The organism is Rhizobium mongolense subsp. loessense, from assembly GCF_900099775.1.
In the GTDB taxonomy this organism is placed as follows: Bacteria; Pseudomonadota; Alphaproteobacteria; order Rhizobiales; family Rhizobiaceae; genus Rhizobium; species Rhizobium loessense.
Map to the genome: position 1 here is coordinate 90,748 of NZ_FMTM01000002.1, position 15,797 is coordinate 106,544.

The 15,797-nt window shown below is 58.6% G+C and carries 11 protein-coding genes and 1 pseudogene; 8 read left to right on the forward strand and 4 right to left on the reverse strand.

Annotated features, from left to right (window positions below; translation table 11 throughout):
• The first annotated feature begins 123 nt into the window (after positions 1–123).
• On the forward strand, positions 124–2,838 hold the full coding sequence (locus BLP23_RS08120; RefSeq protein WP_092584394.1) for an ABC transporter ATP-binding protein: 2,715 nt from the start codon (positions 124–126) through the stop codon (positions 2,836–2,838).
• Positions 2,839–2,945: 107 nt separating this feature from the next.
• Positions 2,946–3,416 (forward strand): cyclic nucleotide-binding domain-containing protein, encoded by a 471-nt coding sequence (locus tag BLP23_RS08125; protein ID WP_022716669.1) that lies wholly within the window; start codon positions 2,946–2,948, stop codon positions 3,414–3,416.
• Between the two features lie 72 nt (positions 3,417–3,488).
• Here the strand turns inward: BLP23_RS08125 and BLP23_RS08130 are convergent, their stop codons facing one another.
• Positions 3,489–4,823: an MFS transporter gene (locus tag BLP23_RS08130; protein WP_092584395.1), complete on the reverse strand. Its 1,335-nt coding sequence runs from the start codon at positions 4,821–4,823 to the stop codon at positions 3,489–3,491.
• A gap of 368 nt (positions 4,824–5,191) precedes the next feature.
• Between BLP23_RS08130 and cyoA the strand changes: the two genes are divergently transcribed.
• The 5 genes from cyoA to BLP23_RS08155 are packed head-to-tail and all read left to right on the forward strand — an operon-like array spanning position 5,192 to position 10,262.
• A complete protein-coding gene (gene cyoA, locus BLP23_RS08135) occupies positions 5,192–6,379 on the forward strand; it encodes a ubiquinol oxidase subunit II (protein ID WP_092584396.1) in 1,188 nt (395 codons plus the stop codon).
• Positions 6,380–6,425: 46 nt separating this feature from the next.
• Positions 6,426–8,429, forward strand: coding sequence for a cytochrome o ubiquinol oxidase subunit I (gene cyoB, locus BLP23_RS08140; protein ID WP_092584397.1), 2,004 nt, complete (start codon positions 6,426–6,428; stop codon positions 8,427–8,429).
• Positions 8,430–8,434: 5 nt separating this feature from the next.
• Positions 8,435–9,055 (forward strand): cytochrome o ubiquinol oxidase subunit III, encoded by a 621-nt coding sequence (gene cyoC, locus BLP23_RS08145; protein ID WP_092584934.1) that lies wholly within the window; start codon positions 8,435–8,437, stop codon positions 9,053–9,055.
• Positions 9,052–9,453 (forward strand): cytochrome o ubiquinol oxidase subunit IV, encoded by a 402-nt coding sequence (gene cyoD / locus BLP23_RS08150; protein ID WP_022716674.1) that lies wholly within the window; start codon positions 9,052–9,054, stop codon positions 9,451–9,453. The genes cyoC and cyoD overlap by 4 nt, the downstream gene beginning before the upstream one ends.
• 47 nt (positions 9,454–9,500) lie before the next feature.
• On the forward strand, positions 9,501–10,262 hold the full coding sequence (locus BLP23_RS08155; protein WP_092584398.1) for an SURF1 family protein: 762 nt from the start codon (positions 9,501–9,503) through the stop codon (positions 10,260–10,262).
• Here BLP23_RS08155 and BLP23_RS08160 read toward each other — a convergent pair.
• From BLP23_RS08160 to BLP23_RS08170, 3 genes and pseudogenes are all read right to left on the reverse strand, one after another.
• Positions 10,165–11,751, reverse strand: a pseudogene (locus BLP23_RS08160) (ATP-binding protein); the annotation flags it as partial. The gene BLP23_RS08155 and the pseudogene BLP23_RS08160 overlap by 98 nt on opposite strands.
• A 114-nt stretch (positions 11,752–11,865) precedes the next feature.
• Entirely contained in the window at positions 11,866–13,272 is a 1,407-nt protein-coding gene (locus BLP23_RS08165) for an FAD/NAD(P)-binding protein (protein ID WP_092584400.1), read from the reverse strand.
• Positions 13,273–13,603: 331 nt separating this feature from the next.
• The gene (locus BLP23_RS08170; RefSeq protein ID WP_092584401.1) at positions 13,604–14,533 is read right to left on the reverse strand and encodes an alpha/beta hydrolase; all 930 of its coding nucleotides are present in this window, start codon (positions 14,531–14,533) and stop codon (positions 13,604–13,606) included.
• Positions 14,534–14,595: 62 nt separating this feature from the next.
• Here BLP23_RS08170 and BLP23_RS08175 point away from each other — a divergent pair, with 62 nt between their 5' ends.
• On the forward strand, positions 14,596–15,792 hold the full coding sequence (locus BLP23_RS08175; protein ID WP_092584402.1) for an acyltransferase family protein: 1,197 nt from the start codon (positions 14,596–14,598) through the stop codon (positions 15,790–15,792).
• The last annotated feature ends 5 nt before the right edge of the window (positions 15,793–15,797 follow it).

Sequence of the window (15,797 nt, forward strand, 5' to 3'; positions counted from 1 at the left end):
CCGCATCGCCTTGACTTCCCTACATTACCCGGCGGTCCGGTTGCATGAATCTGTTTTCGGCATCTCCCCTTACGAATGGCCCCCTATCCGGGCCCGCCCTTTCCAATCAGGCTGACGGTTAGCATGGAAAAGAGCCTCGCCCGCTATATCTGGACGAACACGCGGCGACAGCAGCTTTGGATTCTGGCTGTGGTTGCCGTCTCGATGGTCCCCTATTTCCTGTCCTTCGATTTGCCGAAACAGATCGTCAATGGCCCGATTCAAGGTGATGGCTTCGCGAATGCGAATGCGACCCAGACCTTCATGCATCTTGCCTATGACATCCCACTCATCGGGCATGTCGAGTTCTTCGAGGGGTTCCAGCTCAACCGCCTTCAGATGCTGATGGCGCTGAGCCTCGTCTTCCTGATGCTCGTCGTACTGAACGGCCTCTTCAAGTTCTACATCAATACCTACAAAGGCCGCCTCGGCGAGCGCATGTTAAGGCGTATTCGATTCCAACTCATCGACCGGGTACTGCGTTTCCCGCCCGTCCATTTCAAGCGGGTGAAATCGGCTGAAATTGCCACGATGATCAAGGACGAGGTGGAGCCTATGGGCGGCTTCACCGGTGATGCCTTCGTCTCGCCTGCCCTTCTCGGCGGCCAGGCGCTGACGGCACTTGCCTTCATCATTGTCCAGAACTTCTGGCTCGGCATGATTGCGGCCGCAATCGTCGGCGTGCAGGCGGTCGTCATTCCGCGCATGAGAAAACGGCTGCTGGAGCTCGGCCGCCAGCGGCAACTGACAGCCCGCGAGCTTTCCGGCCGTGTCGGCGAGATTGTCGAGGGCATCGGCACGATCCACGGCAATGACACCTCGAACCTGGAACGCGCCGACATTGCCACGCGTCTCGGCCTCATCTTCTCGATCCGCTACGACCTTTACCAGTGGAAGTTCCTGGTGAAGTTCCTGAACAACTTCCTGGCGCAGGTGACGCCGTTCCTATTCTACGCGATCGGCGGCTATCTCGCGTTGCAGGGGCGCCTTGACATCGGCCAGCTCGTTGCCGTCATCAGCGCCTACAAGGATCTTCCGGGGCCGTTGAAGGAGCTGATCGACTGGGATCAGATGCGCCAGGACGTTCAGGTCAAGTATCAGCAGGTCTATGAACAGTTCAATGTCGAGCCGCTCATTGACAGCCGCATCCAGGAAATCCCGGCAGAAGCAATCGGCCCGCTGACTGCAGCCCTCGTCGTCAGCAACCTCACCCTCAGCGACGATAGCGGCGCGCGCCTGGTCGACCACGTCTCGGTCGAGATCAGGCCGAACGAGACCGTGGCGATTGTCGGGCCGAACGGCAGCGGTGCGGAGGCTTTCGCCGAAGCGCTCGGCCGCATCGTCTGGCCGGACTCTGGCCGTATCAGCATCGACGGTCGCGATCTTTTGGAACTGCCGGAATCGATTACCGGCCGTCGCATTTCCTACGCTTCCGCCGATACCTATTTTTTTCACGGAACGCTGCGCGACAACCTGCTTTACGGTCTCAAGCATGCACCGCTGACCGATCCCAACTACGAGGACCAGGCGGCACAAGAATTCAAATGGCATGCCACCGAGGCGCTGAAGGCCGGCAACCCGACGCTTGATCTGAACAGCGACTGGGTCGATTACAACGCCGCCGGGGCAACCGGACCGGACGATCTGCTGACAGCGATCCGACCGGTGCTCGATGCCGTGTTGATTTCGCAGGACATCCTCGACCTTGCGCTGCGCTCGACGGTCGATACGACAGTGCATGTGGCGCTTGCGGGTCGCATCGTCGACCTGCGTCGGTCGCTGCGAGAGCGTATGAAGGAGGAGAGCCTCGATGCGATCGTCGTGCCTTTTGATTTCGATAACTACAATTCCCAGGCAACGGTCGGCGAAAACCTGCTCTTCGGCACGATGAAACGGCCGATGATGAACAACCGCAAGCTTGCGGCGCACCCCTATTTCCAGCAGCTTTTCCGCGATACCGGCCTCAGCAACGACCTCTATGCGATGGGCCTGGAAATCGCCGAAAACGCCGTCGAACTCTTCCACGATCTGCCGCCCGACCACCCTTTTTTCCAGCAGCTGACCTTCATGACGGCGGATGATATTCCAACCTATCAGGCCTTGCTGCAGAAATTGCAGAGCCGCCGGTTCGAGGATGCGAGCATCGATGAGCGCTCGATGATCATCCGGCTGAGCTTTGCCTATATCGAGCCGCGCCATCGCTTCGGCTTGCTGAGCGATGAACTGATGGCCAAGATCGTGAGCGCCCGCAAGCAGTTTCACGAGCATATACCGGATGATCTGGCCGTTCTCATCGAGCGGTACGATCCCGAGCGCTTCACCTCCTCCGCAACGCTGATGGATAACGTGCTGTTCGGCCGTATCGCCTATCAGCAGGCGGACGCTTCCGATCGTATTCGCACCATCATGAGCGAACTCTTCGATGCGCTTGATCTTTACGACGACGTGCTATCGATCGGCCTTGAGTTTGACGTCGGTTCCGGCGGCAAGCGATTGACGATGGTTCAACGCCAGAAACTCAACCTTGCCCGCGCGCTTTTGAAACGTTCGGATTATTTCATCTTCAACCGGCCGCTTTCCGCGCTCGATCAGCGTGTGCAGGACCAGATCATCCGCAAGGTCGTCCAAGACCTGCACGAGGAGGGTAAACGTCCTGCGATCATCTGGGTTCTTTCAAACGCAAGACTTGCAGAAATCTTCGACCGGATTTTACTTTTTAATCGCGGAGATTTAGTGGAAGCGGGAAACTATCCGGAACTTTCCGAGAAAAACGGGATGTTCAAGGAACTGTTATCGTAATATTCTATTGCAGCGGCTGAGACGGCATTCTTGCGAGGGAATGCCAGTAGAGTTTTTTAAAGCGCATTCTCCTTCGGCGAGGAGAAGCGGCAGGGGGTGAGACGCTCATGCTGTTGAGAGATGAAGTCGAAATGCTGCGGCGGGTGCCGATCTTCGCAAGGATCGCCCCGGCGAAACTCAAGCTTTTGGCCTTCACCTCCGATCGGATGACCTACAAGGCCGGTCAGGATCTTTTCCACCAGGGCGATCCGGGCGACGCGGCTTATGTGGTGCTTTCCGGTACCGCCGATATTCTCGTGAATTCGCCTGCAGGCGACATAAAAGTCGCCGACGTCGAGGTCAATTCCATCGTCGGCGAAATCGCCATCCTCTGTGACGTGTCGCGCACCGCAACCGTCCGTGCCACCTCTCCACTGGAAGTGCTGCGCATCAGCAAGGAGCATTTCCTGAAGCTTCTCAGCGATTTTCCCGAAATTGCCGTCGAGATCATGCGCGTCCTTGCCGACCGCCTGAACCATACGACGGCGGAATTGACGGCCGCACGCGCTGCAAAGCAGCCGCAGGCGGCGCTTCAGTAATTTTCGGCAGGTTTTCGAACATGAATATAGCCCGCGCGGCCGAGGCCGGCGGGCTTCACGCTTCAGTCGTCGCTACTCGCGCTGCTCCAGCGCCTTGCTGAAGGCAAGAGCGGCAAGCGTGCAGATAGCGCCCGAAAGCAGGTAGTAGCCGACAAAGGGCAGGCCGAAGCGGCTGGACAGACCAAGTGCAACGAGCGGCGCAAAACCCGCCCCCACCAGCCAGGCGAGATCCGACGTGAAGGCCGCGCCCGTATAGCGATAGCCGCGGCCGAACCGCGAAGAAATCGAACCGGTCGCCTGACCGAACGAAAGGCCAAGCACGCCGAAGCCAATGATGACGAAAGCGTCCTGTCCAGTGTCGCCGGCGGCAATCAGCATCGGACCGATGAAGGAGAAGATCGCGATCAGCACGGCACAGACGGCAAGCTGACCGCGGCGGCCGATGCGATCGGCGATCAGGCCAGAAGCGATGATGGCGACGATGCCGACCATGGCACCGATGATCTGCACGACCATGAACGTGCCAAGCGGCTGGCTGCCGTAAAGGCTCATCCAACCAAGCGGAAAAATGGTGACGAGATGGAACATCGCAAAGCTTGCGAGAGGCACGAAGGCGCCGATCAGGATATCGCGACCGTGGACGCGAAGGACATCGACAATTGGCGCCGCTTCCAGTTCATGCTGCTCCAGGAGCGTGCCGAATTCTTTCGTCATGACGAGACGCAGGCGGGCAAAGAGGGCCACGACGTTGATGGCGAATGCAACGAAGAAGGGGTAGCGCCAGCCCCAGGAGAGGAAATCATCGTTTGAGAGATTGGCGATGAAGAAGCCGAACAGGGTGCTCGCCAGCGCAAAACCGATCGGTGCACCGAGCTGCGGGATCATCGCATACCAGCCGCGGTGCCGCTCCGGCGCATTCAGCGCCAGCAACGACGCAAGTCCGTCCCATGCGCCTCCGAGGGCAAAGCCTTGCCCAAGGCGAAAAAGCGCGAGCAAGGCTATCGACCAGTAGCCGATTACGTTGTAGCCGGGCAGGAAGGCAATCGAGGCCGTCGAGCCGCCGAGCAGGAAGAGCGCAATCGTCAGCTTTGTGCCGCGGCCGTAGAGACGGTCGATGGTCATGAACACAACAGAGCCGACCGGGCGGGCAAGAAAAGCCAGCGAAAAGATCGCGAAGGAATAAAGCGTCGCCGTCAGCCGATCCGGCGCGAAGGGAAAGACAAGCTGCGGAAAGACGAGAACCGAGGCCAGGCCGTAAACGAAGAAATCGAAAAATTCCGACATGCGTCCGATGACGACGCCGATCGCGATGCTGCCCGGCGAGACCGGCTTGTCATCGTGAATTCTGCGTGCGTCGCGTTCCAGCGTGCGCGATGACGGTCCGTAAGGTACCTGTGTTTCAGCCATTTAACGCCTCCCTCGTTGAGGAGCTTATACGAAGCGCCTCAAGACGATCTTGATCAAACCCGCCGGGTTATCAAGACCGGACGGCGCAAATAGTTCATCATCCATTCTCAAAATTGCATGGAGATCGCAAAATGCGCACGGGGAGCCTGGCGAAACTGGCCAACCGCGCATTTGCGGATATATAGGCCGGAAAAACATTTGATCCCGGCACAATCCTTCTTGAATCGATCAGGATTTTCACAAGGGCCGTGGAAATGACATTCTGCCGCATCGCGGCATATTTGCTGCACTGCGACCAAACACCTCATGTCACCATGCCGCTTCGTGCTTTAGTCGCGGTTCGGACGAAACAACAAGAGCTTAGAGACGTGCAAAAACTGATGAAGTTTTCCCGCCTTCTATCCGTGTTGCCGCTATTCATGCTGGCAGGGTGCAATCTGGTGGTGATGTCGCCTTCGGGCGATATCGCCAATCAACAGGCAGACCTTATCCTGGTCTCGACCTTCTTGATGCTTTTGATCATCGTGCCAGTCTTGTTCCTCACACTGTTCTTCGCCTGGCGATACAGGCGCTCGAACACGGCGGCGACCTATGATCCGGAATGGCATCACTCCACCCGCCTTGAAGTCGTGATCTGGTCAGCGCCGCTTGCCATCATCATTGCGCTCGGCGCAATCACCTGGATCAGCACGCACAAGCTCGACCCCTACCGCGCGCTTGACCGGCTGGATGCAGAACGCGCGATTCCCGCCGACGCGAAGCCGCTGACCGTCGAAGTCGTGGCGCTCGATTGGAAATGGCTGTTCTTTTATCCTGAGCTCGGCATTGCGACCGTCAACGAACTGGCAGCCCCGGTCGACGTTCCGATCACTTTCAAGATCACCGCGTCGTCGGTCATGAACTCCTTCTACATTCCGGCGCTTGCCGGCCAGATCTACGCCATGCCCGGCATGCAGACGAAGTTGCACGCCGTCATCAACAAGGAAGGCGAGTACGAAGGCTTTTCTGCCAATTACAGCGGCGACGGCTTCTCGCATATGCGCTTCAAGTTTCACGGCTTAAACCAGCAGGGCTTCGACGATTGGGTCGCCCGCGTCAAAGCGCAAGGTACGGCGCTTAACCGCGATGCCTACCTGAAACTAGAAAGGCCGAGCGATCGAGAGCCCGTGCGCTACTTCGCCAGCGCGGAGGCCGGCCTCTACGAGGCCATCCTCAACATGTGCGCGACGCCCGGCAAGATGTGCATGAACGAAATGATGCACATCGACATGATGGGCGGCGCAGGCAAGGAGAGCGCCGAAAACCGAACGCGGCTGGAATATGACAACCGCCATGCCGAACAGGGTGAACGCACCAATGCCCCGACCTTCCCTGCGACCGGCACGCCGGCACGCAGCGGGCAAGAGCCCGAGGGCACCGACGGCAACCCCCAGCAGCCTGACGCCCCGCCGCAGCAGGGCGGGCAAACCATGCCCGGGATGCAGCATGACGGTCATTCGATGCCCGGCATGGATCACGGCAGCGGCAGTCCGGCTCAACCGGGCAGCAACAATTAAAACCTGGCGCTTTGCGTCGCTAAGACACCAATGAACGGGTTAATCCATGTTTTCCAATCCTGACCTCCTGAAGTTCATCTTCGGCCGGTTGACCCTTGAGGCGATCCCCTATCACGAGCCGATCCTCGTCGCGACCTTCATAGGCGTGGTCATCGGCGGTCTCGCCGTGGTCGGCCTCATTACCCATTACCGATTTTGGGGTCCGTTGTGGCGCGACTGGATCACCAGCGTCGATCACAAGAAGATCGGCATCATGTACGTGATCCTCGCCGTCATCATGCTGCTGCGCGGCTTCTCGGACGCGATCATGATGCGGATCCAGCAAGCAATCGCCTTCAACGGATCGGAAGGCTATCTGCCGCCACACCACTACGACCAGATCTTTACTGCCCACGGCGTTATCATGATCTTCTTCGTGGCCATGCCCTTCGTCACGGGCCTCATGAACTTCGTGGTACCGATGCAGATCGGTGCTCGTGACGTCTCCTTTCCCTTCCTCAACAACTTCTCCTTCTGGATGACGACGGCCGGCGCCATCATCATCATGCTGTCGCTCTTCATCGGCGAGTTCGCGCGCACCGGCTGGCTTGCCTACCCGCCGCTTTCAGGCGCCGACTACAGTCCGGGGGTCGGCGTCGACTACTATATCTGGGGCCTGCAGGTTGCAGGTGTTGGGACGACACTGTCGGGCATCAACCTGATCGCCACCATCGTGAAGATGCGTGCGCCTGGCATGACCATGATGAAGCTCCCCGTCTTCACCTGGACCTCGCTTTGCACCAACGTCTTGATCGTCGCCACCTTTCCGATCCTGACGGCAACGCTTGCGCTGCTGTCGCTCGACCGCTACGCCGGCACGAACTTCTTCACGAACGACCTCGGCGGCAATCCGATGATGTATGTCAACCTCATCTGGATCTGGGGCCATCCGGAGGTCTATATCCTCGTACTGCCGGCCTTCGGCATCTTCTCGGAAGTGGTCGCGACCTTTTGCGGCAAGCGCCTGTTCGGCTACGCCTCGATGGTCTATGCGACGGTGGTCATCACCATCCTTTCCTATATCGTCTGGCTCCATCACTTCTTCACCATGGGTTCCGGCGCCAGCGTCAACTCCTTCTTCGGAATCACGACCATGATCATCTCGATCCCCACGGGAGCGAAGATGTTCAACTGGCTCTTCACCATGTATCGCGGCCGCATCCGCTATGAAGTGCCGATGCTTTGGACCGTCGGCTTCATGGTGACCTTCGTCATTGGCGGCATGACCGGAGTGCTGCTTGCCGTTCCGCCTGCAGACTTCGTGCTGCACAACTCGCTGTTCCTAATCGCCCACTTCCACAATGTGATCATCGGTGGCGTGCTGTTCGGCCTGCTTGCCGGCGTCAACTACTGGTTCCCGAAGGCCTTCGGCTTCAAGCTCGATGCCTTCTGGGGCAAGATGAGCTTCTGGTTCTGGCTGACCGGCTTCTATTTCGCCTTCATGCCGCTCTATGTGCTCGGCCTGATGGGCGTCACCCGCCGCGTGTCGCAGTTCGAGGACCCATCGTTGCAGATCTGGTTCATCATCGCAGCCTTCGGTGCTTTCCTGATCGCGCTCGGCATATTGTCGTTCCTCGTCCAGCTTGTCGTCAGCTTCATGAAGCGCGAGGAACTTGCCGACCATACGGGTGATCCATGGGATGCCCGCACGCTTGAGTGGTCGACGTCGTCGCCGCCGCCCGACTACAACTTCGCCTTCACGCCCGTGGTGCACGATCATGACAGCTGGTACGACATGAAAAACCGCGGCTACGAACGTCCCCTCGAAGGCTTCAAGCCGATCCACATGCCGAAGAACACCGGCACCGGGGCAATCCTTTCGGCCATCAGCGTGGCTCTCGCCTTCGGACTGATCTGGTACATGTGGTGGCTCGTCGTGGTCTCCGCCGTGGCGCTGCTCGTCGTCACCATTGCCCATACCTTCAACTATCGGCGCGACTTCTATATCCCGGCCGAAGACGTCAGCAAAACGGAAGGCAAGCGGACCGAATTGCTTGCGACACAGGTGTAATGACCATGAGCGATCATACTATCGACACGGCGCAAAAGCCTGAGTTCTATCTGACCGAAGAACATCATCCCGAAGGCAGCACAAATCTCGGCTTCTGGCTCTACCTCATGAGCGACTGCCTGATCTTTGCGGTGCTGTTTGCGACCTATGGCGTTGTTGGCCGCAATTATGCGGCAGGGCCCTCGCCCAAGGACCTGTTCGATCTGCCACTCGTGGCAATCAACACGTCGATGCTGCTGTTTTCTTCCATCACCTACGGCTTCGCCATGCTCCAGATGGAAAAGAACAGCAAATCGGGCACGCTGATGTGGCTGGCGGTGACCGGCCTGTTCGGCGCGGCGTTCATCGGTCTTGAACTTTATGAGTTCATTCATTTGATCCACGAGGGTGCAGGTCCATCGCGAAGCGCTTTCCTTTCGGCCTTCTTTACGCTGGTTGGGACCCATGGGCTGCATGTCACATCCGGCATCATCTGGATGGCAACGCTGATGGTGCAGGTTTCGATGTATGGCCTGATCGAAGCCAACCGGCGCCGCCTCATGTGCCTGTCGATGTTCTGGCATTTCCTCGACGTCGTCTGGATCGGCGTTTTTTCCTTCGTCTACCTGATGGGAGTTCTCGGATGAGTTCGCAAGCACCGGCACATGAGGACGCACACGAAGCCCATCATGGCCATAGCCATGGACACGGGGCAGGCCACGGCTCGATGAAGAGCTATACGATTGGTTTCGTCCTCTCGGTCATCTTGACCGCCATTCCCTTCTGGCTTGTCATGGCCGGTGTCTTCGAAAGCCCGGGGGTGACTGCTTTTCTTGTGATGGCACTCGGCGCGATCCAGATCGTCGTTCACATGATCTGCTTCCTGCATATGAACACCCGCTCGGAAGGCGGCTGGACGATGATGGCGCTGATCTTCACGATCGTGATCGTGGCGATCGCGCTTTCCGGGTCGCTTTGGGTCATGCATCATCTGAATACCAATATGATGCCGATGAGCCCTGAAATGATGAAGAACATGCCCTAGGGGCGTCGAGCGGGCGGCGGCAAGGCCGCCCGCGCAGGTTTTCCGCCATGCCAGACAGCTTTCCTTTACCGAAAGACCGGCGCCGACCATCCGTCAGGCTTACAATGCTGTGCAGCCTGATGCTTCTGTCGACGGCAGGTTTCGTCGCCCTCGGCCTCTGGCAGGTGGAACGGCTGTCCTGGAAACGTGACCTCATTGCTCTGGTCGATCAACGGGTCCACGCCGAGCCGGCTCCGGCCCCAACGCGAAGGGCAGTCAATGCCGCCGAGGACGAATACCGCCGCATAATGGCGACCGGCACATTGCAGAACGGCAAGGAGACGCTGGTCTATGCGTCGACCGAACTGGGTCCAGGCTTTTGGGTGATGACACCGCTGTCGCTTCGAGATGGCCGGGCGGTCTTGATCAACCGCGGCTTTGTGCCGACCGACAAGCGCGATCCGCAAACCCGGCCATCCGGCCAACTCTCCGGTCAGGTCACGATCACAGGACTGATGCGGATGACGGAACCGAAGGGTTCGCTGCTGCAATCGAACGATCCCGCCTCGGGCCGCTGGTATTCCCGCGACGTAGCTGCAATCGCGGCGGAAAAGCACGTGGCGGACGCTGCCGAGTATTTCATCGATGCCGACAACACTCCCAATCCCGGCGGTCTGCCGGTTGGCGGACTGACGCGCATCGTCTTTCCGAACAACCACCTCGTCTACGCGATCACATGGTTTGGCTTGGCGCTGATGGCGGCAGGCCTGCTGGCATTCGTGATCCGAAGCGAGGTTCAAACGCACCGGCCGTGGCAATCGTCCGGCTGATTGCTTCGGCAAGTTGTGCCTGCGAGAAGGGCTTGCCGAGACGCGGCAGGTCGATGAGGCCGCCGCCGGGCGGAATATCGGCATAGCCCGTGGCAAGGATGATCGGCATGTGCGGCCAATCACGGCGGATCGCCTCCGCAAGCTCTGCACCCGTCATCCGCGGCATGGCGTGGTCGGAGATGACAAGGTCGACCTGTTCACTGGAAAGGATGGCCAGCGCATCGGCACCCGATGGCGCCTCGATGACGTCGTAGCCGAGGTCTTCCAGCATCAAAACCGTGTTCATGAGCACAAGACTGTCATCGTCGACGGCCAGGATGCGCAGCGAGCGCGGAAGGCCGGGATGATCGGCCGCTTCCTGCGAAAGCTCTTCCGGTGCGTCATCCTGCGCCAGGACCGCTGGGAACCAAAGCTCGGCGACCGTGCCTTCGCCGAGGCGGCTCTTCAACAGCAGCCGGCCGCCTGACTGCGCGGCGAGCCCTTGAACCATAGGCAATCCGAGACCCGTGCCTTTCCCGACTCCCTTCGTCGTGAAGAAGGGTGTCGTCGCCTGCTCAAGTGTCTCTTCGTCCATGCCCTCTCCGCCGTCGATGACTGAGATGCAAAGATACGCACCGGCCGTAAGGATCCCTTCCTTTTCACCTACCGTCCGCTCCTGCGCTCTGACAGTGATTTTCCCTCCGCGCGGCATGGCATCACGCGCATTCACAATAAGATTGAGGATGGCTGTTTCGAGCTGGTTGGGATCGGTGGCAATTGCTGGAACGCCCGGCAGCATATCGATTTCCAGCATGGTCAGGGGCCCGAGCGAACGCTGCAGCATGTCGGCCATTCCGTCCATGAGCGTTGCAATCTCGATCGTCTTGACCGCCAGTTCCTGGCGCCGGGAAAAGGCGAGCATGCGCTGCGTCAAGGCGGCGCCGCGCTGCGCACCCTGGATGGCATTTTCGACGAGGGGCATCAGCTCCGGCTGCTCAGGCATCCGCTTCTTCAAAATCTCCAGGCTGCCGAGAACGGCCATCAGAAGATTGTTGAAGTCGTGGGCAATGCCGCCGGTGAGCTGGCCGATCGCCTCCATTTTCTGCGCCTGGAAGAGCTCTTCGCGTGCCTGATCGAGCGCACGCTGGATTTCGCGCTTCTCGGTCATATCGCGCGTGATCTTCGCAAAACCGATTACTTCCCCGCGATCGTCCGTGATCGCGTCAAGGACCACGTTCGCCCAAAACCGGCTGCCGTCCTTGCGCACGCGCCAGGCCTCTTTTTCGAAGCGGCCGTCGCGGCGGGCAATGTCAAGCGCACGTTCCGGCTCACCGGAAGCTCGGTCCTCCTCGGTGTAGAAACTCGAGAAGTGCCTGCCGATGATCTCTTCCTGTGAATATCCTTTGAGGCGCTGAGCACCGACGTTCCAGGTGGCGACGTGACCCTCCGGACTAAGCATATAGATCGCGTAGTCGGTGATGGCATCGACAAGTAACCGCAAGCGGCCCTCGCCCGTGAGAGACGCACCAATTCGATCCATCACTTCCATAAGCCCCCCGTGGGAAACACTCGTTTCCTAAACCGAAGGAGCCGCGAAATGGTTCCCGCAAAGATCCGAATAAATTCAAACAGCTCTGCTTTGAGGATAGAACTGCTCTGCGACCTTTTCCGCAGCCGCGTAGGCCTGGGTGACGATTTCAGGAACCAGATCGATATCCGGCAGGCTGCCAAGGCCGAGCGGACCGACGGCGAAGAGGCCGTCCACCGTCGATCCGTCCTCCAGGCAGAGGCCGCCGCGCTGATCGACGGCAAGCCCGAGCGAAAGCTCGTCGGGCGCGGCAAGGCCGGCGCCGATGAGGCTCTGCATCAAAGGCATCCCCAGATCAGGTGCCTTGCAGCGGCAGTCAAAAACACGCTCCGCATGGATGATTTCCTCGACATTTGATCCGGCCGGCGTGAAGAAGATGCCGCTGAGCCCCCGGCGGCCGGCCGTGCCTCGACGAAGGACAGTATTGCCTTCGGCAAGCTCGCGTTTCAAGCGCAGATGCATCGCTTCTGGCAGGCGGTTCCGGTGGCTGTCGTAGATGGCGCGCAGATGCCTATTGAACTGGCGTTTCTGATCGGCCGGCAGCGAACGCCAGAGAGAGCGGGCATGTCTGCGCAGACCGTTCATCACCGACTGCCAGCTACGGCCCTCTTCTTCTGCCTCGCGGCAGGCCGCGCGGATGAAGCGGACGATCTCGGGCAGCTTTTGCGGCAACGCCTCGGCCGGGAAAACCGGATCGGCGGAATTCGGTGTATGGCTCTGCGGCAGGAAACCATGCTTCGAGACAATCGTGATCTGGCCGTTGTAACCGCTATCGCGCAGTTGCAGCAACTGGTCAACCACGCGGATGCCGCTTCCAAGGAGAACAGCATGCGGCCGGGAGACGAGACGCTGGGCCCGCACCGGCGACCGATCCTCCGTCTCCGGCTCGGGCTCGCAAAGCCCATAGCCGGTGGCCAGGACGACGGTATCAAAGAGCGGATTGGCTGGATGGGCGCTTTCGAGCAGAAAGCGGTTTGCTTGGCTTCTGCGGATTGCGACGACCGGCTCGTGGCAGACCTGTACGGTGATATCCTTGCGGGCTGCGAGCGCTTCTGAAAAACGCTGATAGACGTAGTCGCTGAAAAGTGCCTTCGGAACGAAAATCTGGCGGAAACCCGGGATCGCGGCACGCACGGCAGCCCGGAATTCCGCATTGCTACAGAGCCAGTCGTTGAAGTCGTCGGCGTCGCCGAGCGACACCGAAAGATCGCGCACGCGGGTATTGAGTATCGTCGAAGCGCGCGCCGACGACAGCGCTTGGCCCCCGCTGACCGAGGAATTCGGATCAAAAAGCTGAAGATGGAACGGCGTCCGCACCGTTTTCATCAAGGCGATTGCGCTCATCATGCCGGAAAAACCCCGGCCGACGATTGCGATACGGCGGACAGCCGAAACCCGTGCCGTCGTCTTGAACTTCGAAGCAAAAAGTCCCTGAACCGTCATCTCAACTCCCTTGCGGGATCAGCCCGCATCGCGTCTCGATCAAGGTTTTCAACGCAGGAAGACACGCGCCTGCGTTGGTGAGGTTCGTGCGGCCGTCTGGAACGCTTGCCGCTCATCGAAGCGTTGAGCTTCGCCAGAAACGAGGGAACATTGCCGCCGTCATAGTCTATCAAACTAGTCGTGTATGAAAGCCCTAAAATGGGAAAGTGGCAAGCGTTTTGTTCGCGATGACTGCAGGCAAGTCAGCCAGAGCGCTGAAACTAAAGAGAGATTTGTCTTTTCCACGGCGCCTTGTGCTGCCTTGTCCAAGATACCTATTCGGACCAGGCGTCTATTTCACAACGCGGTCGATCAGGAAATTGAAGAAATCGCTATAGCGCGCCGGAATACGCTCTGCCCCCTCGAGAAGGGTCACGGCATGGCCGTTCCTTTCGGCGGTCTTTTGAAATTCTGCGCCGAACTTCGGGCTGTGAACAAGCGCCATGTGATCGCTCGACTGATCCTGCAGACCCCCCGAATAGAGAAGCACGATCGGCGGCGAGTTTGCGCGAACCAGATAGGAGGGTGACAGCGTCGAGATGTAACTCAGGAATTTATCCCTTTGCGCCAGAAAGGATTGGAAATCCGCTTCTGGCAGGCCAAAGGCATGGCCTCCGTAATTGATGGATGGACCGACCCAATCGCGCATTTCAAAGGGATCGATCGTGGTTTGCGCATCGATGCCGCCGACCGCCTTGATCGCCTGCAGCGAACCGTCCCCATTGACCGACAATGCCAGCCAGAGCGCATTGAAGCCGCCTGCCGAAGCGCCGTATATGGCAAGCCGTGTATTATCAATGCCAAGGCTCCCGCCGTTCTTCAGGAGATATCCGTAGGCCGATTTGGTATCCTCAAGCGCGGCAAGCACGGGCGGGAATATCCGGTCGCGTTTTGCCTCGACGAGATTGCGATAGTTGATCGCAACGACCGCAACGCCCTTCGACAGCATATAGTCCCTGGCATTGGCCGCGAGAAACTGCTTGTCACCATTCCACCATCCGCCGCCATGGACATAGATGATCGCCGGAAACGGACCGGCACCGGGCGGCTTATAGATGTCCATCCTGTTGCGGGCGTCGCTTCCGTAGGCGATGTCCTTGAAGGCAGGACCGTCCCTATCGGTCGAGGCCAAAACCTCGCAAGTTCCGGCCGCAAGTAAGAAAAACGCGAGCCCGGCTACAGCCAGCATCGCCGTGATACGCCTCGATAATCCGTAATTCATTCTGCAACCTCTCGCCGTCCGCCACGCGTTCAAATATAAAAAGTTTACAAGCCACGCACAATATGGGTGGACAACGGAATTATATTAATAGTAATACACTACAGAAACAAATACTCGAAATTTATTCGGGACATATACTCCTTTTGGATGATAGTATGCCTGAGAAAAAGCCTGCAACACATTACTATGTGGTAGATATAGTCAGAATTTATGCTGCTGCATTGGTTCTGCTATTCCACTTTTCAGCCTTCCAGCTTCCGCAAACTAGCGGGCCGGTGTTCGCCTTCCTCTGGCCATTCGATGGGGTTGGCAGCATTGGCGTTGAGATTTTTTTCGTGATTTCCGGCCTAGTGATCTCCATGAGCGCAGAAAGCGCCAGCGGCATGCACGGCGCTCTCCGTTTCATTCACCTGCGCGCCCTTCGAATCCTGCCGGCTTTGTGGATTTCCAGCGTCATAGGCTTTGCGGCCCTATCGCTGGCGGGCCAGGACATTACGTCTCTCATTCCTCCCCTCATCCGTTCCTCGGTCCTTTCGCCGGTCGGGCCTTATATTGATGGCGTCGTATGGTCGCTGGTGGTCGAGGCTGCATTCTACCTGACGGTCGGGATCACGATCGTCTTTGCGCCGCGTCTTTCTTTGGAAAATCTGGCGAAGATCATTTGCGCCGGAAGCTCGGTCTATCTCGTGGTATGGTCTGCGGCCTTTCTACTCGACAAGGACCTGTTTGCGACGCTTTCGCGTTTTCCTTCGAAGGTCTTTCTCATGCGCTACGGCGTTTTCTTCGCGCTGGGCATGTTGCTGTGGGCTCAACTGCGCGGTCATCGTCCCAAAGTCGCGATCGGCGCCCTGCTGCCAGCAGGTTTGATGTGCATTGTCGAGATAGTCGTGGGCAGGGATCTCTTATGGGGCATCGGCACCGGAGCCTGTGTGGTGTGGCTGACGGCCATAGCCTTTATGGTTTTTTGCATCATGCATGCGGACGCATTCGAGACCGGGTTAACCCATCGGCAGCGGACAATATTCCGATATCTCGGAAGCCTGAGCTACGCACTCTACCTTAATCATTACACGTTCGGCGGCTTGATCGTCCAAACGCTGGCGACAGTGCTGCCGCCAGTCTCGCGGGTGTCTGTCGGTTTGCTGTTTTGCGTTTCGGTTTGCGCCGTCCTTTTGATGTCCTGTTTCGTCACGTCCGCAGAAAGGATCGTGAAGAAACCTCTAATGCTGCGGCGTTCACCGCAATTGGGACCGAGCTGAGGAGC